19 protein-coding genes are annotated in these 23,819 nt (G+C 43.2%); 11 read left to right on the top strand and 8 right to left on the bottom strand.

Annotated elements, in window-relative coordinates; all coding sequences use genetic code 11:
- The first annotated feature begins 210 nt into the window (after window positions 1-210).
- The 3 genes from ACP26M_RS20270 (at window position 211) to ACP26M_RS20260 (ending at window position 3,113) form a co-directional block, all read left to right on the top strand.
- Window positions 211-1,743: an FAD-binding oxidoreductase gene (locus ACP26M_RS20270; RefSeq protein WP_426582745.1), complete on the top strand. Its 1,533-nt coding sequence runs from the start codon at window positions 211-213 to the stop codon at window positions 1,741-1,743.
- 48 nt (window positions 1,744-1,791) lie between these two features.
- On the top strand, window positions 1,792-2,667 hold the full coding sequence (locus ACP26M_RS20265; protein WP_426582743.1) for an alpha/beta hydrolase: 876 nt from the start codon (window positions 1,792-1,794) through the stop codon (window positions 2,665-2,667).
- A gap of 296 nt (window positions 2,668-2,963) precedes the next feature.
- Entirely contained in the window at window positions 2,964-3,113 is a 150-nt protein-coding gene (locus ACP26M_RS20260) for a hypothetical protein (RefSeq protein ID WP_090534531.1), read from the top strand.
- On the opposite strand, the gene ACP26M_RS20255 is transcribed toward ACP26M_RS20260, so the two are convergent.
- Complete coding sequence (locus tag ACP26M_RS20255; protein WP_426582740.1) at window positions 3,100-3,966, bottom strand: NmrA family NAD(P)-binding protein; 867 nt, start codon at window positions 3,964-3,966, stop codon at window positions 3,100-3,102. The two genes, ACP26M_RS20260 and ACP26M_RS20255, sit on opposite strands and share 14 nt — an antisense overlap.
- A 243-nt stretch (window positions 3,967-4,209) precedes the next feature.
- Between ACP26M_RS20255 and ACP26M_RS20250 the strand changes: the two genes are divergently transcribed.
- The 3 genes from ACP26M_RS20250 (at window position 4,210) to ACP26M_RS20240 (ending at window position 7,957) form a co-directional block, all read left to right on the top strand.
- Entirely contained in the window at window positions 4,210-4,683 is a 474-nt protein-coding gene (locus tag ACP26M_RS20250; RefSeq protein WP_426582738.1) for an SgcJ/EcaC family oxidoreductase, read from the top strand.
- A gap of 112 nt (window positions 4,684-4,795) precedes the next feature.
- Window positions 4,796-7,717, top strand: coding sequence for a response regulator (locus ACP26M_RS20245; RefSeq protein WP_426582736.1), 2,922 nt, complete (start codon window positions 4,796-4,798; stop codon window positions 7,715-7,717).
- 78 nt (window positions 7,718-7,795) lie between these two features.
- Window positions 7,796-7,957: a DUF1016 N-terminal domain-containing protein gene (locus ACP26M_RS20240; protein ID WP_410505664.1), complete on the top strand. Its 162-nt coding sequence runs from the start codon at window positions 7,796-7,798 to the stop codon at window positions 7,955-7,957.
- 296 nt (window positions 7,958-8,253) lie between these two features.
- Here ACP26M_RS20240 and ACP26M_RS20235 read toward each other — a convergent pair whose 3' ends face one another.
- Complete coding sequence (locus tag ACP26M_RS20235; protein ID WP_426582734.1) at window positions 8,254-9,150, bottom strand: helix-turn-helix domain-containing protein; 897 nt, start codon at window positions 9,148-9,150, stop codon at window positions 8,254-8,256.
- Window positions 9,151-9,310: 160 nt separating this feature from the next.
- Here ACP26M_RS20235 and ACP26M_RS20230 point away from each other — a divergent pair, with 160 nt between their 5' ends.
- From ACP26M_RS20230 to ACP26M_RS20210, 5 genes are all read left to right on the top strand, one after another.
- Window positions 9,311-10,072, top strand: a complete 762-nt coding sequence (locus tag ACP26M_RS20230; RefSeq protein ID WP_426582732.1) for an SDR family NAD(P)-dependent oxidoreductase — start codon at window positions 9,311-9,313, stop codon at window positions 10,070-10,072.
- A gap of 196 nt (window positions 10,073-10,268) precedes the next feature.
- The gene (locus ACP26M_RS20225) at window positions 10,269-11,252 is read left to right on the top strand and encodes an aldo/keto reductase (RefSeq protein WP_176626731.1); all 984 of its coding nucleotides are present in this window, start codon (window positions 10,269-10,271) and stop codon (window positions 11,250-11,252) included.
- Window positions 11,253-11,290: 38 nt separating this feature from the next.
- Window positions 11,291-11,644 (top strand): carboxymuconolactone decarboxylase family protein, encoded by a 354-nt coding sequence (locus ACP26M_RS20220; RefSeq protein ID WP_426589746.1) that lies wholly within the window; start codon window positions 11,291-11,293, stop codon window positions 11,642-11,644.
- Window positions 11,645-12,312: 668 nt separating this feature from the next.
- A complete protein-coding gene (locus ACP26M_RS20215) occupies window positions 12,313-12,894 on the top strand; it encodes a hypothetical protein (RefSeq protein ID WP_426582729.1) in 582 nt (193 codons plus the stop codon).
- Window positions 12,894-13,613, top strand: coding sequence for a DUF3307 domain-containing protein (locus ACP26M_RS20210; protein ID WP_426582727.1), 720 nt, complete (start codon window positions 12,894-12,896; stop codon window positions 13,611-13,613). The genes ACP26M_RS20215 and ACP26M_RS20210 overlap by 1 nt, the downstream gene beginning before the upstream one ends.
- Before the next feature lie 112 nt (window positions 13,614-13,725).
- Here ACP26M_RS20210 and ACP26M_RS20205 read toward each other — a convergent pair whose 3' ends face one another.
- The 6 genes from ACP26M_RS20205 to ACP26M_RS20180 all read right to left on the bottom strand — a co-directional run bounded on the left by ACP26M_RS20205 (window position 13,726) and on the right by ACP26M_RS20180 (window position 23,817).
- Window positions 13,726-16,977, bottom strand: coding sequence for a DEAD/DEAH box helicase (locus ACP26M_RS20205; protein WP_426582725.1), 3,252 nt, complete (start codon window positions 16,975-16,977; stop codon window positions 13,726-13,728).
- A 309-nt stretch (window positions 16,978-17,286) separates the two neighbouring features.
- On the bottom strand, window positions 17,287-17,469 hold the full coding sequence (locus ACP26M_RS20200) for a histone H1 (protein WP_426582723.1): 183 nt from the start codon (window positions 17,467-17,469) through the stop codon (window positions 17,287-17,289).
- Between the two features lie 846 nt (window positions 17,470-18,315).
- On the bottom strand, window positions 18,316-19,065 hold the full coding sequence (gene istB / locus ACP26M_RS20195; RefSeq protein WP_426582721.1) for an IS21-like element helper ATPase IstB: 750 nt from the start codon (window positions 19,063-19,065) through the stop codon (window positions 18,316-18,318).
- An 18-nt stretch (window positions 19,066-19,083) separates the two neighbouring features.
- Window positions 19,084-20,622, bottom strand: coding sequence for an IS21 family transposase (gene istA, locus ACP26M_RS20190; protein WP_426582719.1), 1,539 nt, complete (start codon window positions 20,620-20,622; stop codon window positions 19,084-19,086).
- Between the two features lie 465 nt (window positions 20,623-21,087).
- Complete coding sequence (locus ACP26M_RS20185) at window positions 21,088-21,366, bottom strand: hypothetical protein (protein ID WP_426582717.1); 279 nt, start codon at window positions 21,364-21,366, stop codon at window positions 21,088-21,090.
- 75 nt (window positions 21,367-21,441) lie between these two features.
- Complete coding sequence (locus ACP26M_RS20180; RefSeq protein ID WP_426582715.1) at window positions 21,442-23,817, bottom strand: AIPR family protein; 2,376 nt, start codon at window positions 23,815-23,817, stop codon at window positions 21,442-21,444.
- Window positions 23,818-23,819 lie beyond the last annotated feature (2 nt).

The raw sequence follows: 23,819 nt of genomic DNA, 5'->3' as shown, positions 1-23,819 counted from the left end.
GCGGCCATTTGTCAATATTGCCGGGGCATCACGGGGAATACTTTGGTGAAGTGGTATTGCAAAGCCAAGCGGTAAAAGCCGCGCACTTTTGTTAAGCTTCTTAATGAGTTCCTTCCGCTCAATAATTATCAATTAACAGCGGAGCAGTCCGAACAATTACGCATAGCGACTGTTTGGTAAAGAAGCTGGACCAATTATGAATAAAGGCTTTTGTCGGGTTCGGGGCAAGAGTTTTTTTATTTAAAAATAAGCCTTAAAAATATGGACAAAATCATCGAAGGAGATATCCGTTATCCTGACCTGGCAGAAAAACGGTTTAATAAGCGCTTTACAGGAAAACCTGAATATATCTGCTTGCCGCAATCTACCGACGACGCGGTGAACGCTGTGCAGGAAGCGGTAAACAATAAACTACGGCTGGTTGTACGCAGCGGCGGTCATTGCCTGGAAAATTTCGTTTCAGATCCTGCTGTTCAGGCACTCATCGATATGTCGCTCATGACAAATATTTACTATGACAACGAAAGGTCAGCTTTTGTTGTAGAAGCCGGGGCCACTGTCGGTGAGATGTACCGCAGGCTTTTCTTAGGTTGGGGAGTAGTTTTGCCCGCTGGCGAGCATCCTGACATAGGGGTCGGCGGCCATGTGCTTGGTGGCGCCTTTGGTTTTCTTTGTAGGGAGCATGGATTGGCGGCTGATTATCTTTATGCTATAGAATTGGTTGCTGTAGATCCATCTGGTAAGGCGCATAGCGTCATCGCCACGCGCGAAGAAAATGACCCTCACCATGATCTCTGGTGGGCTCACACCGGCGCTGGCGGCGGCAATTTCGGTATCGTTACCCGTTATTGGTTACGATCTCCGGGAGTCGTTGGTTGCGATCCAACTCTTGCTCTTCCCAAAGCACCCAAAACCATTACGACTTTTAGGGTGTCGTGGGACTGGAGTAGTTTTGATGAACCATTACTTTCGCAGTTAGTCCAAAATTTCGGGGTATGGGCGCAAATGAACAGCGGTCCGGAATCTCCCTATAAACAGCTGTTCAGTTTGCTTTTTCTGAATCACCGTAATATGGGCAAACTGGAGATGAAAGGGGTTTGCACGGCAGGTCCAAAGGCTGTACAACTCATTGATGAGCACCTGGGTGCTATTGCAGAGCCTTTAGGCTTAAATTTTACCCGGCAAATAGAAGAGACGGCATGGCTGCAATTTGCGCTCAATCCGTTTCCCGAACTTTTTCAGCCAGGATATGACAAAGCAAAAGCCAAGATTAAAGATGCTCTTCTTCGCCGGCCTTTTTCAGAGGATCAAATCGCAACCATATACAAATACCTGACGAGTAGTGATCCGGTAGGCGGAGGATTAGGAATGGCCACCTATGGCGGCCAGGTGAATACCGTAAAGCCGGGTGCTACAGCATCCGCGCAACGGGATTGTATCCTTGATGTTGCCTGCAATACAGGCTGGGCCGATCCGGATGGCGAAGCCGCCAGCCTTAACTGGGTCCGCAATTTTTATAAGGACCTGTTTGCTGCTACCGGAGGTGTCCCGGTACCCAATGAACAGAATGGCGGTTGCATGGTCAATCATCCAGACACGGACACAGTCGAACCGCAATGGAACAATTCCGGCATTCCATGGTCAACCCTGTATTACCAGGATAATTACCCGCGATTGCAACAGGTAAAACAAAAATGGGATCCTGCGAACGTGTTTCATCACGCTTTATCAGTTAGGTTGTGATGCGACCAGTCTCGCAATTCAACCTTGCAATATGAAAGGAATATGGAGTTGTTAGCCACTCGTTATGCGGATTTACCTGGTGCACAGATCGCCTATAGCATCGTTGGCAACGGACCACCCTTATTGCTGCTGCATGGGTTCCCTGAAACGCACGCAGCCTGGTTACAGGCTGCACCCTTGTTAGCCCCGGCGTTTACATTGGTAATGCCAGACCTGCTAGGTTACGGCGATTCGACTATCACTGCTGATGGTGGTGATGAACGCTATTCCAAGCAAAATATGGCACGGCTGCTGGCTGCGTTTATGGAGCAGCTTGGATACCCCGCGTTCTTTATCGCAGGCCATGACAGGGGCGGAAGAGTTGCTTTGCGCATGTGCCTGGATTTTCCGAATCGGATATGGAAAGCTGCCATGCTTGATATTATACCTGCCGCCGATATCGCGGACAGGATCGACTTTTCCCTGGCTGGATCACTCGCTAACTGGTGGTTTATGGGCCAACCCCATCCTTTACCAGAAACCATACTGACAGTAAGCCATGATTTCTACCTGGAGTACATTCTTAATCAATGGTCCGGGGGGAAATCGTTTATATTGCCGGCGGCACGCGATGAGTATTTTCGTTGCTTTCGCAAACGTGTTGTTATAGATGCGGTGTGCGCGGAATACCGGGCAGGTAACGCTCTTGATCTGCAGGCAGAACGCGAGAGCAGGAAAAGCGGCCAGCGAATACAGTGTTCTTTGCTTGTGCTTTGGTCAGATGACGGGTTTGTAACAAGTTTTGGTGACCCACTCCATATCTGGCGGCAATGGTGCGGAGATGTAACCGGACATCAATTGAGTGCCAGTCATTTTTTAATGGAAGAACAGCCTACCGCAATAGCCAGCAATTTTTTATCGTTTTTTTTAGCCAGTACTAAATAATGTGATAAAAACTTATAGTAATTGGGTTAAGCTGTTTGTTTTCAAATGTTTTTTGCCGGCACACCCATGGGCATCGAAAAAGTCCATTGTGTACAGGCAGCCACAACCTGATCGCGTATTTTCGGCGATCACGCTTTGAATAATTGATCCAGGTTGTTCCGGCAAGTCGTTCCGGTAATCCTTTTAGTGCAATCCGCACTTTAGGCCATACAAAGCCATCTCATCAGCTTAACAACGATTTAACATCCTGTTGTTTGTTTGCGTAAACATTGCCGCTCGCGGTATGTTAATAAATAATGATCAGGAAATTAAAATCAGGGCAATACAGGATCTACTCCAAAAAAGTCGATCCTGAAACCCACAAGCGTAAAAATCTCGGCACTTTCGATTCAAAAGAAGCCGCGATGAAACACGAAAAAGAGATACAGTATTTTAAGCATCATTAACCTGCAATTGCTTTTCCAGGTAGTGAAACAAGGTAGTAGGCCCGTGTTGGGCGGTTGGTATTTCCGATTGCTGGCTAATGGTAAGTTTCGTCATATTAGCGAAAGATGCCGCCGCTTTTTCGGAAAAGCCTCCTTTTATCAGAAAGTCCAACCAACCAGTTTCGGGGATGGTCACCACTTTTACCGTTTTGTGCAATAGCTTACCGAATGCTTCAGCCACATCCTGATTAGAATAGGTTTCAGGCCCTTCCAGGAAGAACAGCCCGGTCCGGTCGTCCAGCATTAATTGGGCTGCAAATGCACCGATATCTGCCGGCGCGACCATCGGCAGCTTAAAGTCCGCCGGAAATAAAGTGGTCAATTCTCCCTTTTCACGGACGGCAGGTATTGCCTGGTCAAAATTGCTCATGTAATAAGCGCTGCGGATCACTGCCAGCGGGATGTCCAATTTGGCTAAGCCCTGCTCTAATTCATACAGTGCACCGAGGTCAAAAATATGATCTCCGGGCTGTGCGCCATAGGTAGAAGCGGCGACGATCTTTTTCAGTTCCGATCCTTCAAGCGCATTTAGGATACTGCCGATCTGTTCCCTTTCCACCGCATCGATATCTTTATCGGGAGCCGCATTTGGGTTCAGCACAAACAGGCGCTCCGCCTGTCCGAACAGTTCTTTTAAACGGGCTGTATCCCGGATGTCTGCAACCTCATAGGCTGCCCCCTTAACAGTCCATTCGGCAGCTTTAGCCGGATCATGGCCAATGATCATCACCTTTTGTTGTTTTTGCAGCAAAGCGGTCGAAAGCGCGGCACCGATATGGCCGGTTCCTCCTAAAATAGCGTGTGTGTATTTCATAACACTATTAATTTCAATATTCATGCCGTAAAAACTTGCCAGAAGTCGGCAAAGATTTTTTTGTTTTTCCTTCATCCCAACCGCCGGCCATTTCTACATGCATCCGCAAGGATGAATAGGGCGGGTTTAGCTGTATGTAACAAAAGGTAAAGGATTTGTAACATAAACATAAGTAACATCATGAAGTATCACCTTTATTTGTAGTATCCGCTATGGATGTTTGTCGTCCTGTATATAATACCTATGAAAAAGATAACAAGCCTGATACTTCTGATATGGCTATGCAGTATCAGCGTACTGGCCCAGCAGCCTGACACTGCATCGAACAACGCTGCGATACGGCAGATGATCAAAAATTATGAAGATGCATGGAATAGCCATAACCCGGAAAAACTGGCTGCCAACTACACCTCTGATGCTACCTGGGTAAACTGGTTTGGCGCCTACTATAAAGGGCGGGATGATATTTTTAGGCATTATAAGCAGGTTCATAATACTTATTTTAAAAACACCCAGTACTATACCCGGGCTGTTGAAGATATTACCTATCTTAACCAGGACCTTGCGGTTGTACACGTACGAACGGGTCTTGCCGGCGACGAACGATATCCGGGTCAAACGTTTGAGTTTCGCCGGATGATCGTCGTGGTAAAACGGGACGGTGAATGGAAGATATTTGCGGGGCAAAACGCCAGGCTGGAAAAAGGCATTAACTAATATTAAGGCTGCTCTGTTATGAATAAAGCCCCGTAGTATCTGTATATTATAATAAATAGAATATTATTTTTGATTATAAAATCCCGGCAGTTTACGCAAACTTAATCTCAGCATGCATCCAGCTAAATGTACCTTCGTCTTGTTGCTTTTGCTTTTGGCTTTTTTCGGTACGGCCAATGCACAAGACACGGTAACCCTGCATCACAAAGATTTTGGTGTTTACAATGAAATATCACTGCGTGATAAACACTGGTTCTTTCATCCTGAAATAAATAGCGCAAATACACCGCCTGATGTCCGTTCCGACGGCTGGGAAGCTGTACGTTATACGGCGTTTGGCGCAGACAAGCTACCCGCCGGGTGGAAAGGTGTTGGCTGGTTTAATATTTGGGTAAAAGCAGGTAAGGATGTGGCCGGCCAAAAATTTGGCCTGCGCATTAATCATGACGGCGCGTCGGAAATATTTATTGATGGTGAGCCAACAGGCGGCTATGGCAAAATCGGCCACCCGGTTGAAGCAACGGAAGCCAACCGGGCACCATTGGAGATGATACCCTTTTGGTTAAAGGGCAATACGCCGCATCTGATAACTATTCACTACGCCAACCCTTTTGGTGTATACCGTAATTTTGTAGGCTTTGAAGTGTTACTTACCAATTACGATTTGTATAGCAAGCGGATAATGCGCGCCCGGACACTATATAATTTTGTGCCAATGTGTGCCGCCGCCGCCTTCATTCTTGGCTTGCTGCACTTTTTGCTTTTTCTGTTTTATCCGAAGCAGAAGCTGAATTTTTATTACGCATTGTTTGTTATGCTAACAGGCATCACCAGCGGGGGTATATACCTTTTTTATTTAACCGGCCATCCGCAGCTGCAATATATTGCTCATTACATGACCTATAACCTGAAGGTGTTGCTGTTGTGGTGGGGCCTCATTTTGTTGTATAAGTTAGATTATGGCCAGGTACATCGCTGGCGCCAGATTATCCTGGCGTGTGTATGCTCGGCCTATTTACTTTTTTACTTTTATAAATTTTATATATTAAAGGAAACTGATTTTCCTGATTTTTTTTCATCAGTTTTCCTGGTTTGTAATGTGGATGGCTTTATCTGTGTATATCACCTCATACGTAAAGGCAGGCGCAAGGCGTGGTTGGTTACAACGGGTGTAATGGCCGTTTTCCTGGTTTATATTTTTTGCTGGGATGATACGTTCGGCGTATGGCCTTACGGTTATAATTCAATGCGGGTATTTGTGATGAGCGCGGGCGAACTTGTTTTACCGGTGTGCCTCTCCCTTTATCTCGCGCTCGATTATGCCGGCACAAACCAGCAATTGGCCGCACAGTTGGCCGAGGTTGAAGCATTGTCGGCTTTTGCACTGGCAAAAGAAGCTGAAAGAACCGAACAGGTTGCGGCTGAAGCCCGGAAATTAGAAGCTATTGTACAGCAACGCACGGCAGAACTAAAAGAAAAGGCGGATAAACTGCGTGAACTGGACGCTGTTAAATCAAGGTTCTTCGGCAATATTGCGCACGAATTCCGGATGCCGTTAACGCTCATCCTCAATCCGGTTAAGGAACTTGCCGGCAAGACCGCCGATCCATCATTGCTGAGGGATTACCGGATGATCCTGAATAATGCCGAGCGCTTGCTGAGGCTTATCAACCAGTTGCTTGATCTGAGTAAACTGGAGCAGGGATTAATGGAATTGTTGTACGAACCGCTCGATTTAAATGCGTTATTATTAGGCCATGTCCAAAGTTTTGAGCCGCTTGCATTGCAAAAGGGCATCACACTGCATTTCCGGTCAAACTACCGCGAACTTTGGGTAATGGCAGACCGGGATAAATTGGATAAGGTCATGTTGAACGTTATCGGGAATGCGGTAAAATTCACTGCGATCGGCAGGGTAGAGGTTTTTCTCTATCACGATGATGGGATGTCCGGGAATCAATATGTTGTTCGCGTTCGCGATACGGGTAAAGGGATACCCAGATCAAAGCTTCCCTATATTTTCAGTCGGTTTTACCAGGTCAATTCGCCGGGCAGCCAGGCTGCCGAAGGAAGCGGTATCGGGTTGGCACTTTGTAAGGAACTGATTGAGCTAATGGGCGGCAGTATTGCGGCAAATAGCTGGGAAGGGGCGTTTACCGAAGTGGTGATCCAGTTGCCTTTGGACGAAGCGGCGAGCGCTCATGAGGGTGTAGTGGAATTTAAGACCATGAAAGCAACCCCTGAAAGTGAAGAAGCAAAACCTGATAAAACCGAGACCGATATGGACTTGATTTTGCTGGTAGAGGATCACCGGGAGCTCCGTGACTTTATTGAACGTCAGCTTGCGGAGCAGTACCGGGTAATTACCGCTTCGGACGGCAAGGCAGGAATCACCATGGGTATAGAACAAATTCCGGCACTCATTATTACCGATGTGATGATGCCCGATACAGATGGTTATGAGTTGTGCGGGATATTGAAAAAAGACGAACGGACAAGCCATGTCCCGGTCATCATGCTGACGGCAAAGGCCGACGTAGATAGCCGCGTAAAAGGCATTCAAACAGGAGCCGATGCTTATCTTGCCAAACCTTTTGAGAAGCGCGAACTGCTGGCGCTGATCGGGAACCTGATCGAGACGCGCAATATTTTGAAACAACATGTTGCAATGCACAAGAGATGGCTGATAGAGTTGCCCAATATGCCGACGATAGAGCAGGCTTTTTTAAATAAGATAAAAGCCGCGGTTGAAAATAACCTGGATGATAACAGCTATGGAACCGATCAGTTGGCCGGGGATATTGGTGTGAGCAGGATTCAGCTGCATCGAAAATTAAAGGCAATAACTGGCCGGGCCCCTGGCGAACTGGTGCGCGAAATACGGCTACAGCACGCACACGATCTCCTGGCGCGCCGCACTGCCACCATTGCAGAAGTAGCTTACCAGGTTGGTTTCAGCAGTCCGGCAAGCTTTTCAGCAAGTTTTTCACGGCATTTCGGTTTTTCGCCCAAGCAGGTAAATCCATTGCATTAACTCCATTATTAAGCCAGATCTTTTTCTTGCTGCTCTTCTTCAAAACCGGAATATGGCAGTGGGTTTTCGAAACGGCAGATAGAATTATTTAGGCAGTTTTATAGCATGTTTCCAATTGCGAACGCACTGCGTTCTCAATTGGGCCGGACACATTACAAGAGAATATTGCGCATCGATAATTCAGATAAAAGAGATTTTTACATAGCGGAAGCCATAAAGAATAATTGGACGACACGTTAGTTAGAACGTCAGGTTCATAGCAGTTTATGAGTAATGACAAAGATAGCGTGTTGGCAGTAGCCCGAAATGAGAAGGAACTATCTGATGCCATAGAAATCATAAAAGATCAAATATGAAAGTTCGAACTTCAAGGCTTTTTGCTTGAAATGTAGCCATATACATATGTCGAACTTTTTCTTGGAGGATTTGCGTAAAATGGTGTTTTAGAAAAAAGTTCGAGAGCGGCGCATCGTATTTCTCGAACTTTTTTCTGCATCATAACAATGTTCGGGAACTCTCAAGGTAGATGCTTGGTTTCAATTCAATCTCCTGTATTCATTTGGCGTGACACCTACCTGTTGTTTAAACAGGCGGGTAAAGTGTGATGGGTATTTGAAGCCCAATTCATAGGCTATCTGACTGATGGTTTTCCGGTCGTCAAAGATTTTCTCTTTTGCCGCGTCGATCAGTTTGAGCTGGATAAATTCAAGCGGTGTTTTGCCGGTTTCTTTTTTGATCAGGTCGCCGAAGTAGTTAGCCGATAGGTTGAGTTCGTCTGCAAAGTATTTTACAGCCGGTAAGCCAATTGTTTGCGGTTTGTCAGAAGTTAAATAACCATTCAATAAACTTTCAAAGCGTTCGAGGATACCCTTATTCACTGTTTCCCGGGTAATAAATTGACGGTCATAGAAACGTACACAATAAGTCAGCAGCAATTCCAGATTAGCTACGATGACTTGTTTGCTGTGTTTGTCAATAGGGCGTTTCGTTTCCGTTTCGATTTTCGCAAAGCAGTCTTTGATAATCTCCTGCTCATCTTCTGAAAGATGCAGCCCTTCATTAACCTTATAGCTAAAGAAATTATACTCATGAAAATGACGGGCAAGGTTAGTGCCGCGTATCAGGTCAGGATGAAAAACAAGTATCAGTCCCTGGGGTTGGCGCCATTCTTCATTGCTTTCAATATGAAGAACCTGCCCCGGTGAGAAGAACACCAGCGTTCCTTCCTGAAAGTCATAATGACCTTTTCCGTAACGGAGGTCGCCAACTTTTACGCCTTTCAAACTAATGGCATAAATACCCATGTGCATGTGCTTAATTTGATTGGGCTTCGCCCTGGACAAATCCAAAACGCTGATCAGCGGATGATAGGTCGGGTGATTACCAAACTTATTATAGGAGCTCACACTGTCGAAGTTGATGCTGTGTTCCATAACCGGATGAATTAATACACTCAAAATTACAGGTTTTCATTCCAGCAACGGCTTCTGCCGGTCACAATATGTAAAAATGGTAAGCATCCCCGTAAAACGTATAAGTTAACATTTCTATACGCGGGCTAATTTTGCACTATCAATGTTAAACATAGAAAATATGGAAATCTCATTCAGTAACAAAGTGGTTCTGGTTACAGGTGCAGCATCGGGCCTTGGCCTGGCAACAGCTAAAGCCTTTGCGCAGGCAGGCGCAGCAGTTGCCCTGGCCGATGTGGATGAACCAGCCGTTAAGGCGGTGGCAAGCGAACTGACGCAGGCCGGATATAAGGCCATAGGCATCGGCTGTGACGTAAGTAACGAAGCAGAAGTTGCAGCAATGGTGGAATATACTATTACTACACTGGGGGGCCTGGATGCAGCCTATAACAATGCAGGTATACAAGTGCCGGTAGCGGAAACTGCTGATGCATTGGGGGAAGACTTTGACCGCGCTATAGCAGTAAACCTTCGGGGCGTTTTTAACTGCCTGAAATATGAACTGCGCCATATGCGCGAACAAGGGAGTGGTGCTATTGTCAACTGTTCCTCACAAGGTGGCCTGATCGGCACCGCCAACTTAGGCGCTTACACCGCTGCCAAACATGGCGTGCTGGGTTTAACCAAATCATCGGCCTTAGAGTATGCTGCAAGAGGTATTCGCATCAATGCCATTTGCCCTGGTGTCATCGAAACGCCGATGGTTTCCAAAGCCATTAAGGATGCGCCTGAGCACATGGACGCGATCATCAGATCCATTCCAATGGCAAGAGTGGGTAAGGAAGACGAAATCGCTTCAACCATTCTTTGGCTTTGCAGTCCGCTTGCAGGCTTTATGGTCGGACAGGCCGTTGCGCCTGACGGTGGTTTTACCATAGCCTAAGACTGTTGTAAATACATTTCAACAAAATCTTAATTATCAATAATTATACTATGGTAAAGGTATTTAGGATAACAATAATCTTGACGGCGGAAAGATGTTGCCACTGTATGGCCGCACAATTTCTGCTGGATATTAACAAGGCCTTAACGCCCCGAAAAAAATACGCTTGATTTAAAAACATATAAATAGATATATTATGAAAACAAGAAAATTAGGAAGCCAGGGTTTAGAAGTTTCAGCTATTGGCTTAGGCTGTATGGGTATGAGCTTTGGTTATGGCCCTGCTGCAGACAAAAATGATATGATCAAATTGATTCGTCGTGCAGTAGAAAAAGGCGTTAGCTTTTTCGATACCGCTGAAGTTTATGGCCCGTTTGCCAATGAAGAACTTGTGGGAGAAGCATTGGCACCATTTGGCCACGAAGTAAAAATTGCCAGTAAATTTGGCGTCAAAATAGAAGATGGCAAACAGCTGATGGATAGCCGCCCCGATACGATCCGTAAAAGTATTGAGGGGTCGCTAAAACGACTGAAAAGAGATGCTATTGATCTTTACTATCAACACCGTGTAGATGTTAATGTGCCGATGGAAGATGTAGCCGGAACCGTTAAAGACCTGATACAGGAAGGTAAGGTTAAATTCTTCGGTATGAGTGAGGCTGGTGTCGATTCCATCCGCAAAGCGCATGCTGTTCAACCATTAACCGCATTACAAAGCGAATTTTCGTTATGGTGGAGAGAACCCGAAGAAATCATCATACCTACCCTGGAAGAACTGGGTGTCGGCTTTGTTCCGTTTAGCCCGCTTGGTAAAGGGTTTTTGACCGGTAAGATTACAGAAGATACTCAGTTTGGGGACAAAGATGTGCGCGCCAATTTTCCGCGTTTTCAGAAAGAGGCAATCGAAGCAAACCAGGCATTGATCGACCTGATCGGTAAAATCGCCAAAGATAAAGATGCCACACCGGCACAGATTGCTATTGCATGGGTACTGGCACAAAAACCGTGGATCGTTCCGATTCCGGGAACTACTAAAATCCACCGCCTGGATGAGAATTTGGGAGGTGTTGAAGTTGAGTTAACACCTGCTGATCTGAAAGATATTGAAGATACCGCTGCTCAGATAAAAATTGTAGGCGACCGGTATCCGGCTGCTATGCAAAAAAGCATCAACCGCTAATTTAAATTTTAACAACCGGTCCTGCCTCTTGATGCAGGATCGGTTTAACACACATTTATCATGAAAATAGTGCTCAAATATTAAATACCCGGCAACAGGATCTGGACAAAATATCTGCATTCACTTCGGTCGGCAATATTCCCAAATTAAAGCAAGCGTTAACAGCGGCGTTAGAAAATGGCTTAACCGTTAACGAGATCAAGGAAGCATTAACACATCTCTATGCTTATGTCGGTTTTTCACCATGTATATTAGCATTAAACACTTTTAAAGCATTAATAGACGAGCGTGAGGCAGCCGGAATAAAAGACGTTGTTAGAATAGAAATCGCACCAATTCCGCAGGAAGATAATCGCGGATGGGCGTATTTTAAAAGAGTACCTTTTTGCTGATATTTTTGATCGTGATTTAGTAGTCTCTGGGCGAGATGAACCTTAAGGAGAAATCGAACTGCAAAAAGATTGTTGATCGTAGTGCCATCCTATTTTTTTGACTGTTAGCTACAACCGGTTTACGAATTTCTTTACTAAAATCGAATTAGTAAAGCTCGGATTGTAATTGTCTGGCTTATAGATTTTTATTAGCATAAAAAAAGGAAACGGCCACAGGGTGGTGTTTCCTTAAGTAGAAGGGACACGCAATCGGTCGACCTTCATTGCTGATGTAGAGGCAGTTATAAACGCTAAAAATATAATTGATAAAACTTCCCATATTTAAATACCATATTTTGTCAGTCACTATCATAGATGCTGGCCCACATCTACGATAGTGATGTAGTAGTTATATGCCTAAGATAATAAGTAAGATCATTATGTGCTTTACATTATAGGTACTGTAGAGCATGTAGGTAGAATAAGAGATATAAGCATATAGGCTTATATATACATATTATAAGTAAAATCACTTATAATCTTGTGATATAAGTAAAATTACTTATAACTTAGCAGGAGGAGAGATATTAGGTATGAAAATATACGCTGTAGTAACAGGAGATATAAAGAACTTCACTAAGCTACCAAGTGATAGACGCAGTAAATTAATTGTAGAGACAGAACAACTAATGAAGACCATGGTTAAGAATACCAAGGACGCGCAGGTCTTTCGCGGCGATAGCTATCAATTGATAGTAAATGACATTACCCAGGTTTTAAAAAGATGTATCCAACTGATATGCTGGTTTAAACTTAACTCAGATTCATTTAGCCTGGCAGGTAAAACTTCAAAATCAGATATTCGAGTTCAATTAGGCACCCGGCTTTCTATCGGCATAGGTGAGATCGCCTATGAGGGAAAGAATGTACTGGACTCAGACGGAGAGGCATTTCATCTTTCGGGCAGAAAGTTTGACCAGCTAAATAAAGATGACATTATAAGGCTAACCACTGCTGATGAAAAAAGTAACGAGGTCTTTGAAATGTTACTGATGTTCATGAATTCGATTATCAGGAGTTGGACACGAACGCAGGCGGAAACTATTTTTCAGTTTTTGGAAAAGGATGATAACACCCAGGAGCAGGTAGCCAAAAAGCTGAAAATGACCCAACCCGCAGTCGCGCTCAGTTTGAGAGCGGCAAGATGGAAAGAAGTAGAAAAGGGAATTAACTATATTAGCAAAGAATTGGAAAAGCAATATCTCTTGTAATGGAACTAACCCTATTATTACGTTTGCTATTAGCACATCTGCTAAGTGATTTCTTGTTGCAACCAACAAAGTGGGTTAAAGCTAAGAATACCAAAAAGGAGAAAGCTCCGGAAATGTACTATCACATACTGGTAGTAACAGCGCTGACGTACTTGTTTTTATGGGACTGGAGTCACTGGTACCTGCCATTGATTGTTATGGTAAGCCACTTATTAATAGATATCTGGAAGAGCTATCGTCCTCATGCATTTGCTTACTTTCTTACCGACCAATTACTCCATGTATTTGTAATTGTGGCTGTTTGGACTATATTCTACTTTGATGCCAACACTGTATTTACCTGGATATCTAAGTACCTAAACTCGGCACATTTTTGGGTGTTAATAATCGCTTACTACCTGGTAACAGGGCCATTAGGTATAGCTATCGGAATAGCAACAAGCAAATGGCAAAAGGAGGCTGGGATGGATACAGCAGGATTAGATAAAGCCGGTATATGGATTGGCCGATGCGAAAGAGTACTGATACTTAGTTTCATTATTACCAATCAATATACGGCATTAGGGTTTCTGATGGCAGCTAAGTCTATTCTGCGCTTTGGCGATGCAGAAGACCGGGCGCAAAAAAAGACTGAATACATATTAGTAGGAACGCTAATGAGTTTTGCATCAGCAGCGCTCATAGGTGCTATAGTCAGCTATCTTTTGCATAAATATTAATATTTATTATCGTAATAAGCTTAGGTTAACTATTGATTGTTTTGTTTTTATTGTTGGTGTGATTCAGCCGCGCCTAAATCAAATGCGCCTAACGGATTAACAATATTCGTGGCTAAATAGAGTTAGCATAAACTGTTAATGGCGCATTCCATGTTTCTTTCAAATAACTTTCTACTGCCGCCAACAATTTCGAGATATCGCCATCTTCTCTGTATTTGGTTATTGATAAGCCAGGTTGAACTATATATACATTCATCTTAACTTTAAGATCTTTTTTTGCACGTCTTTTAAGAAGATCCAGCAGATCGCTATCGCCTTTTTCGAACCTATCGATGCCTTTTATTTTGAGACGTTGATTGCTGCGCTTTTGCAGTTGCTTAAATATCATGTCTGTGTTTTCCATCCATTTAATGCTTTTTTGAGCCTGACTGCAAACAGCATAGAAATTGTCTATTCGGGTACCGGCTTTTCCGTCGACTGAATATTTACAATGATATACATCAATATTTAATGTTTTTTCTTTGTTATTTACGGATAATCCTACAATGTCCGCAATTTCGCCCTTGTCATCATCATCCATGATGACTTCGTAATTTTTTTCTTTTTTTAACTTTTCCAGCATTAAAAATTGAATACTTGCTTTGTCTTTAAGGTGTGTTTGTGATTCTTTTCGGATATCGGCAGTTGTCCAATCGATACCAATAATTTTATCTTTGTCAAATGCAGGGATGATTGAGGGCACTTCGGTAAATAAATTGCCTTCTAAGAAGGATCCATCTGCGAAATAAATAAGTGGAGGATTGTAATAAAAAAACTCGTTTAAAGATTGGCTTTTTAGTCCGTCTATAATAGATAGCTGTGGGTCTCCTTCGATTTTGAAATCTTTTCTATCAGGCTCATTGACAAGTTCCAAATTAAAACGGTGTTTGCCTGCAGGTGTTTCAAGTAAAAATTTAATGCTGATTTGATCTTGTTCGATGATACTTAGGTCGCAATTCCAGATCGGGTATTCTTCACCATTGGCATATTTGATTTCCAGCGTACCAATTTGTTCTCTGTATATAAAATCCGGCCATTCGATGTTGAAAGCAACGCTATCATGTATTCTTGTTGCCTCAGTTGGTAAAAGTGTTCCTTTTAAAACTAAGCTGCTATCTATGCTTTCATCTGTAATCTTTTTAGCAACGGCTTTGCACCATTTTATCCAAGTAGGTATATTGTTGCTACGCATTGACCATACACGGCCATTGTGACTGCAGCCTATACTATTACGAGATCCCGCTTCGAAACCTACGCCAAAAATGTTGGACTTGATAGCTTTTTTAATCTCCGTCGCCCTCAATGCAGACTTTATATCACTCCCCACGCGCATGATATAATTCATTGCTCTACCCATTGGTTCGCGGACACCTACATTATGAAGCCTGATTCTATTAATTCCGGCAAAACACCTAAACATATTTTGACCTTTTATTAGCGTGCAATTTGGTGCAATGGCTTTGGCGAATTTTTCAAAATAAGAGCCCGTGTTTGAGGAATGTATAAAAAGCAACTTGTTTTTTTTATCGAAGTAACTTATAATGATATCAAAGTTCATGCTTGTGAAGTCTTCGATTTTCGCCCATTTGACATACGATTTTTGGCCGGTGATTATAAGTAACACTTCTTCTTGGTCATTATAATCGCTGTACACATAATCATATTTATCGACTGCATGAAGCCCGGATTTATAAGATAAAGGTTTCCAAGCTTTGGTTTCAGTCTTGAACATAATTGTGCTTAGCGGGTGTTTTATAGCCTGTACAGGAAATTTATCTGGAAAGCCCTTGAACCCTTCAAGAAATGTTCTAAAATCCTCTTGCTCCAGGCTCATTTTGTAAGATAGATCAGGGAGAAGAATATTCCAGTCAGAATCTTTATAGTATAGATTTTCGAGATCCTCAGTCACTTCCGGCTCTGCTATATTGGCAATGAATGTAGCAGGTCCTAAATTAGCTTTTACCCTGGTAAACCGTCCGGCAAGTTGTAACGTTATAGCTAAGCTTTTTTTTGTATCATGAAAGGCTGCAATTTTTAATTCCGGTAAATCGAACCCTTCTCCAAGCATGTCGACACAAATTATTATTCTATGTTTTTTGTCGATGACCTCCTGTACTAATTCTTTTAACTTAGAAGATGGCTTTATTTGTGAGTGGACGATGATCGGATTAAATTCCGGATGCTTTTCATAAAATTGAAGAATGTATTCCGCTCGAATAATTTTATTGACCCTAACCATCAATATATGGTCATAACCTTTTGCTAAATCTTCTTTTAGTGCCTTTATAGCTTCTTCCGCAATTACCTGGTCGGCTATATTTCGGTCATATTCGTTTACAGGTCGAAAACGGATCGGCTTGAAATAATCTTGTTCTTGTGCTTTTCTTAGAGGGAAATTGAAAACGATCTTTCCCTCAAGCCTTTTACCATCATTCCGAAACGGTGTAGCCGTAAATAATACCACTGGTTTCCCTGACATTTTTTTCTTGAATTTATTCCAGGTTTCTGCAGGGGAGTGATGGGCTTCATCAACAAAAAGATGACTGAGTTTTTCGGCCATATATTGTTGCATTTCAGCAGAAGATGATGTCAGGGCTCCCATTGTCGTCACCGCGACGTTTACCTTTGAAAAATAATTATCTATTTCATCTTTACTTTTAAACCCATGTTTGACGATCCCGGTAATTGGCAATTCACAATTTTCGATAATATCAAATTCGGGCAATATCCCTAAAGTGGCGAATTTTTTCGCCAATTGATTACGCAACGCATCTGTTGGAACGATGACCAGCAAACATTTTGGACGTTGAGAAATTGTTACCGATAACATGGTCTCCGTTTTGCCCGTACCCGTTGGCAACACGATAATTGCTGTCTCGTCAGTTATAGTCCAATGTGCTTGTATCGCGTGTAGCGCACCTAATTGTGGCGATCTCAGACCCGAAGATTCAGCCGTGTCTTCCTTATAGTGAAATGCGTTGATCCAAGATTCGCGTACATGTTCAGGTGTGTGTTGGGCCAGGTATTTCTCTCCGAACAACGGATGTTTAACCCATTCACAAGTACGAAGATCAATTTCCTCTGATTTTATATCCAACTCTGATGCATTTCCAGAAAGTACATAATCATAAGATTTCGAAAACTTTTCATCTCGGTGCTGTAAAACCAGCACCTCAAATCCTTTTTTTCTAAATGTATAGGCAGTACGTGCACCTGGTAATGCGGTTAAATTGGACTCAATTATTTCTGTCAGATTTAACACAGACATAATAGTGCCTTGAGGAGTGGTTTCGACATAACTTACAGCAGGAAGTGAAATTTTCATAACAACAATTAAGTTCAAAATACGCCGGTCGCAACAGAATGATTTCTGACTTCTTTCCTAGTCGCTCTAAAAGCTTAAAGACTAAGTTGGATACAGAGACTGATATCAACCATAGCGCTGGTTGGTTAGTTAATGGATATGATTGTCAGTTCAGGTAAGAGTAAAATTAGTCGAAAAAAAAAGAAGAAATGGGGGTGTTGATAAATAGCCTCATTGTGAACAATTTTCATTTTCGGGAGGCAATCCTTATTGAAATAAAACGGGCGACCCAGTGTGTTGGCCGCCCGCTCCTCAAAACAGTTAATGCTGTTATTTACTCTCTTGGTTTTTAATATCCGTTACTTCGGTGCGGCCCGCCTGTGCCAGTACTTTAATTTCCTGATAGGCCTTGCGCAAACGGGTGCCGGCTGCTTTGTTATTTTTCTCGTGGAATGCAATAGCATCCGCCTCTGTGGCGGCTACTAAATCTTTTAATTTCTGAAATGTTGACATGATAAATGATTTTTAAAATTTAAAAAAAGTGAATGTATAAAAAATTGTAAATTGTTTTAATGGATTTCTTACCCCTCGGCGCACGCTTGAACTTGATTTTGACGTCTCGGGAAGCTGTTTTGAACAAGCGTCTGTTACTGGACCGATTTTATAGATGATATAAACAGGGATAAATAGCGCATGTATTGGTTTCTAATAACGATATTTTATTTACCTGAGGTTAATTTAACTGGCTATAAATCAATAATTTAGGTGTTGGGCGTTTCGGAGATATGTTACACCCTATTCCGTGGCAAAACTGACCACCTGTTTGCTGGCAAAGAAATGCAGCTCATGCTTTAGCAGCATAAACAAAGATAATTATTTACCAATTTCCATTTAGCCTGGTGCTGCTCTATCTATAACCTCTTTTTTCTTTTCGAAGCTTTAATATGCAAGGTGATTGCAGGATCTCCATTCTGGTTATGGCCGTTCATTGCTTTATTAGAGGCTTTCAGCGCTATTTCGCATACCTAATGAGGCTACCGATCAACTCGTTCACCCGGCGACTGTATTTGGCATTTAAAAGGACGGCCAGCGTCTGATGCATAAACTACCAAAAATGGGGTGGTCAATTTGATCCGGAATCAGGTGGTCACTTTGGTCCGGAATACCCTGGTCACTTTAAATCGGAATCAGGTGGTCAGTTTGAGCGGAATCTCCATACACCCAAATTTTAAATTTTCACTCAATTTTCTCACCCCTTAAATATCATCCATTTTACTTAAACGAAAGTCTTAATATTTGAATCTTATAGCTTAACCTAATCTTCTGAAGTATTTAGTTATACAGATATACCACCTCTTCTTAGTCGTATTCGTATTCGGATTTCCGGCTTCTTCGTTTACGCATGGATTCACCTTCTATCTCGATCCGGTGAGCTTCCGGCGTAACTCTGTCCAGTACCGCATCTGCAATTGTCCGTTCGCCAATCACTTCAAACCATTTATTAACCGGTAGCTGTGAAGTAAAGATCATCGATGTCTTTCCATGAATATCTTCAATAACTTCCATCAGGATAGCGCGGCTTTGTGCATCCAGGGGATGAATCCCGAAGTCATCAAAGATCACGAGGTGCATCCTTTCAATCTTGGCAATTTCCTTAATATAGGTTCCGTCAGCCTTAGCCATCTTCAGTTTAGGAAATAGCTTGGTAATGCTCATATACAAGGTCCTGTAGCCTTTTTCACAGGCATTGATACCTAATGCTGTCGCCAGGTAGCTCTTGCCGCAGCCAGTAGAACCGGTGATCAGGATGTTCTCCGCCCGGCTAATAAAAGTACAGTCTGCCAGGCGCTGCACAAAATTCCGGTCAATGTTTCTTTCGGGATGGTAGTTCATCTCCTCAATAGAAGCCTTATAACGGAATCTGGCGTTAAAGATCAGGCTCTCGATCCGTTTGTTCATTCGGTAATCATATTCGGCATCTACCAGCAAGGCCAATAGCTGGTCAGTAGTATATTCCTCCGCCTTACCATTCTCCAGGTTTGTTTTAAAGGCATTGTACATGCCGGTGAATTTCAGTTTCCGAAGCTTCTCCAATGTAGTTGTATTCATGTTTTATGGTTGTAAAGGTTATTTATAATATTCTTCTCCGCGAATGTTATCGTGGGCAGGCATTGGCAGTTCATCAGCAAAGATGCTGCTCTCCTTGTAGCTGTCCATGTTGTTCTCGAGGATGGATTGGATGTTTTTATAGGTATAGACCCCGTAGTCCATAGCCTTTCTGCAGGCATTGGCCAGGCGCTCTGCGCCTGCCTTTTTACCCAAGCTTAAAATACCCTCACAGGACTTGCGGATCTGTTCAGGGTGCTGCTTGCGTTCCAGAATCTTAACGATGTATAAGCGCACATCTTCACCGTAGGCCGCCGCCTCCTCGAGGAATTTCTCAGGTGTCCTTTCATTGGAATAGCGGTGTGTATGGGCCAGGTGTTCCTGCTGAGTGGAATGCTGGTAAGGTGTTTTGTTGCGCTTGTGGACAGCAACGCGGTCGTAGTTGGAAAAGATCTCTACCGTAGAGCCGGAATACAGGATTTTTATCTTTTTACCGATCAGGCGGATCGGCACACTGTAGTAATGTTTATCGGGTCCCAAACAGATATGACTGTTCTTCATCACGGTAGCGTGGAAAATCTTTTTGAACTCATACCGCTGTACCGGTAGCGGATCAAGCGTTTCCCGCTCAACCTCTTCAAATTGCATCCTGCGGCTGTAATTACGGCCTTTCATGGGCTGGTTGTTGTGCTCATCTAGTATCTCCCGGATAGCTGCATTCAGAGTCTTAAGTGAGAAAAAAGTTTGCTGGCGTATAGGCACATACAAGCGCCTGTACATGATCTTTACCGCGCCTTCTACCAAAGCCTTGTCCCGCGGACGATAGGCCCTTGCCGGCAATACGGTGGTTCCGTAGTGGTTGGCAAAGTCCAGGAAAGTCTCGTTCAGCGTAGGTTCATAGCGGTTGCTTTTGGTCACCGCAGCCTTCAGGTTATCGGGTACCAGGGCCTGGGGAACCCCGCCGATGTAGTGCATCGTATTCTCACAGCCTGTAATAAAGTCTTCCTTCTGCTGGCTGTGAACCGCTTCTACATAGGTCAACTGGCTGGCGGCCAGGATAGCCACAAACACTTCGACAGCGATTTCTTCGCCGGTCTCCTTATCGACATAGCTTAGCTTCTCGCCGGCAAAGTCTACAAAAAGCTTATCACCGACTTTATGATCGAGGTGCATCGTGGGGTTTACCCTCCCTTTCCAGCTTACGTAATAGTCGCAGAACTGGGTATAAGCATAACCATCGGGAAACTCCTTTTTATAGGCCTCCCAAAGGATCTTACGGGTCATTCCGGTGCGTTTGAGTTCTTTATCTACGTGCGGGAAGCAGCGCAGCAGCGACTGCATACGCTGGCTGGGGTCCCGTTCCCGTTCTCTGGCTTTACCAAAAAAGTCTTCCAGCTCTTTGTCATTCAGGGCATTGATCTCCTTGAAACTGAAGCCACCGGCTTCATAGGCGGCCAGGTACTTTTTTACGGTGTTACGTGCTACATTTAGGTGCAGGGCGATAAATTGCTTACTTCGTCCCTGGTCATACATTCTTAGTACTTGTCTGATTTTACTCATGCTTAAAGTCGTATTAGCCATTAGCTCAACTGGATGGTCTTCCCAGGAACAATGGTCGCCGCTAAAGCACAACTTTATAATCAGGGCGGTCCGGTTAACCAAGATTGCCCCGGTCAATTTTAGTCGGATCAGAGGATCCGTTTCAGCGAGTCCCCAGAACTCACTAATGTCCTTTACCACCCCTACGGCATATATATTTGAACTAGCCAGTTTTAACCAGTACAATAATCACGACGTTGACAATAATATTGCTTTAACCCAAATATTCTTGGAGTATCTAGTTATATTTAGTATCAGGAAAAGAAGTCTATAGGAGTAGTACCAACGAAAAATAATTTAAATGAGGTAGGATAGTAAATAATACAATGACACCTCATATTTATATCTTTGATGTTACCATTGTTACAGGCTCATTAAAAGAAAAAATCAAAGGCCGATGAACATTAATAGGCAAGATTACAAACGCTAAAACGGACCCTCTTGCTTGGTGATATTCCAGCTACCTATATATTCTTCCAGAGTTTCAGCAACGACATTTAAATCTGATTTCTGAACGGCTATTTGTGAAGCCTCTGAAGGGTTATTTAGATTTTTCTGTAACTCACGCAAATTTACGATATAGATTTCATCGTCCAAGTCAAAGGGGGAAGGGTCTTCCGCAACAATATAAACATCCGATGGATTTTCATCATCCATCGGCGTTAAAATCTCACAAATTTGACCGGGTAAAGTAGGCGTCTGCATGTTCAAATTTACTGTTATCATATAAAAAAAACAGCAGACTATAAGTCACAACTGGGGCCAGTTTTGGACAATTAGTTAAAATTTTATTCCATATTTTTTCACCTTGTCCAAGCAGTCATTAATCACGGAAAGCCTTTTAAAGTCTATTTGTTCACCCTGCTTCAGTTTTTTTACTACGGTCCTAATAACACTGATGTCGTTAAAATTCAGCGATTTGGTCTGATCCCCCACGTCCATTATTTTTTGCCAGTCCTTGTCTGTCAGCTGGCTTATCCGGTGATAAATTTCAGCCGTATTGATGGCTTTAACGTCTTTATAAGAGGATAGTGAACAGATGTACTCACTGGTAATTTCCAGTTTTTCAAATTGCTGAAGCAATTGCAGACCCTGTCGTATTTCCGTATCGCTAAACGTTCCGAGTCTGAACATTTTACTTTTAATATTTGCTGCAAAGTTTTTTTGGATGGTACTGAAATCATCGCGTGAGAGCAGCCATTTTGAAAAACCATCCCAGAAAGCCAGTCCAAGCTGGCTTAGTTTTTCGGTTTGCGCATATTGTTCCGCCTCCTTTATTTTACCGGTTTCTTCCGAGTAACGGGCGGCATGTTCTTCTGGCGTAAGCAGGCACCCGGTTAAATTTTCCCTGTTAATCTCATATTTGAGCTTGATCAGCTCTTCCCAGCAATACTTTTTCCGTGCAAATTCACTGATCAAAGATTCCTGTGAAGATGTAAGGTACTGATAGACATGTTGCAGAAGCCGGTAGATCTCAACTTGTGTGCCTTCTGAAACCCTTTGCTCATTCCAGATCTTGCCAAGATCCATCAGGTGATCTGTAAGGTAATACAGCAATGACAATGAATAGGTCACCACAAAGGAACGGATGTTGGTGTCGCCTACGGGATCTTTACCCTTGCGGCCGTACAGCTGTTCAGCTTTCCGGAATAAGATAGCGTTGGCAATAAGATCCTCATAATAGACTTTGCCTGGTTGTTTTTTTGCAAACTCTTTTTCAACCGACTCCATAAACTTCGGATAATTCTTTTCTGCGCCTAATGAAACGTTATACGGCAGGCACTTCCAGGTATTCATCAGTTTTCCGATTTCCGACTTAACGAATTTCTGATCTGTCGGATACCTTATTTTAAAGGCATCCTGTTTGTTTTTGGTGGGTTCCTTATTATACAATTCCTTATACTGGCCTTTAACCCGTTCAAAAAACCAGATGGTTTGCTTGTTGTGATTTTCCGGATCAATAGCGTACGTAGTTCTGGATAACTGTTCAAGGCGCTGCAGGAAAGGATGGTTGGAAGATAAATCCAGATCCGAAACCTTATTCTGGCTGTTGGCGAATTTTGAAATATTGGGAACTTCCCTGTTTTTCAGTTCCTGGTCTTTTATGACCGTCAGTTTCATCTGTACATATACCTGGGCCAGACTGGCCTTATGTTTTTTTTCGGTATGAAAAAGGGATGCTGTTGTCTGGCCGCCATTGACAATCTGAAAATCCCTCACAGACCGCAAAAGCAGCTGGCCATCTTTGATCTCGGTTTCCACTTCAGAAGCAGTAACGGCCAGCCCGTTGTTGTAAGGTAAAAACATATATGGCCTTTCCCCGCGGATGGTATCCCGGATCCCTTTATTAATGTTTCCTGTTTGCTGCAAAAATGCCCGCACGTTGCTTTCAAGAAGGCGGGTGGAATAGTTATCGTAAAGAATAGAAAGTATTTTACCGGGTACGATCGCCAGGTAACATTCATAGACTTCATTGTCAACAGGCATTTTCAGGCAGGGGACAGCTTCCTCATAAATTTCACAGAAGGTAATTTCAATCGGCTCCCGATTGTCTTTTGACTGAGACAGACGATGAAAGCGTTCAATATCCCATATATGGAAAATGAAACGGAGTTCATCAAACCCCTTCAGCCGGAAATTTGAGGGCGGGTCATGTGGGATGTTGCCGTTGGAAAGCAGGAAAATATTTACACGGTCAAAGGTTTTGTAATTGCCCCGGATGATTTTGGCTAAAGACCAGGCGGTATGAGAGGGGTCAATTTCATCCAGGTACCCCTTGATCGCTGCATTACCGAACCTTGTGACATATTTAATCATGTCTTCAAATTCGGTTTTTTTAACATTGTACAATTCATTGGTATCCCGGTAAAGGGTAATGAAAAGGTCAATAGTTTCAAATCCGTCTCTTATAGCGTATCCGTTGATCTTGAATTCGATATTGCCGCGCTCATTGGGTTTCACATAGTTGCAGACTACCATACCCTCTGTTTCACTGGCTTCCGACAGCTGATCAAGCATATACTCGGTAAACTTGTCTTCCTTTAGTACGCCTTCACCATCTGCATAAACCCGCGACTGAACTTCGTGAAAAACATTGTGGATATACTGATCCAGTTCAAAGTTTACTTTCCGGACAACTGATAAATTTTCTTCCATAG

Origin of the sequence: Mucilaginibacter sp. R-33, assembly GCF_049949235.1 — a bacterium.
Taxonomy (GTDB): domain Bacteria; phylum Bacteroidota; class Bacteroidia; order Sphingobacteriales; family Sphingobacteriaceae; genus Mucilaginibacter.
The sequence above is the reverse complement of the archived record's forward strand: the minus strand, read 5'-3'. Positions and strand labels throughout refer to the sequence as shown.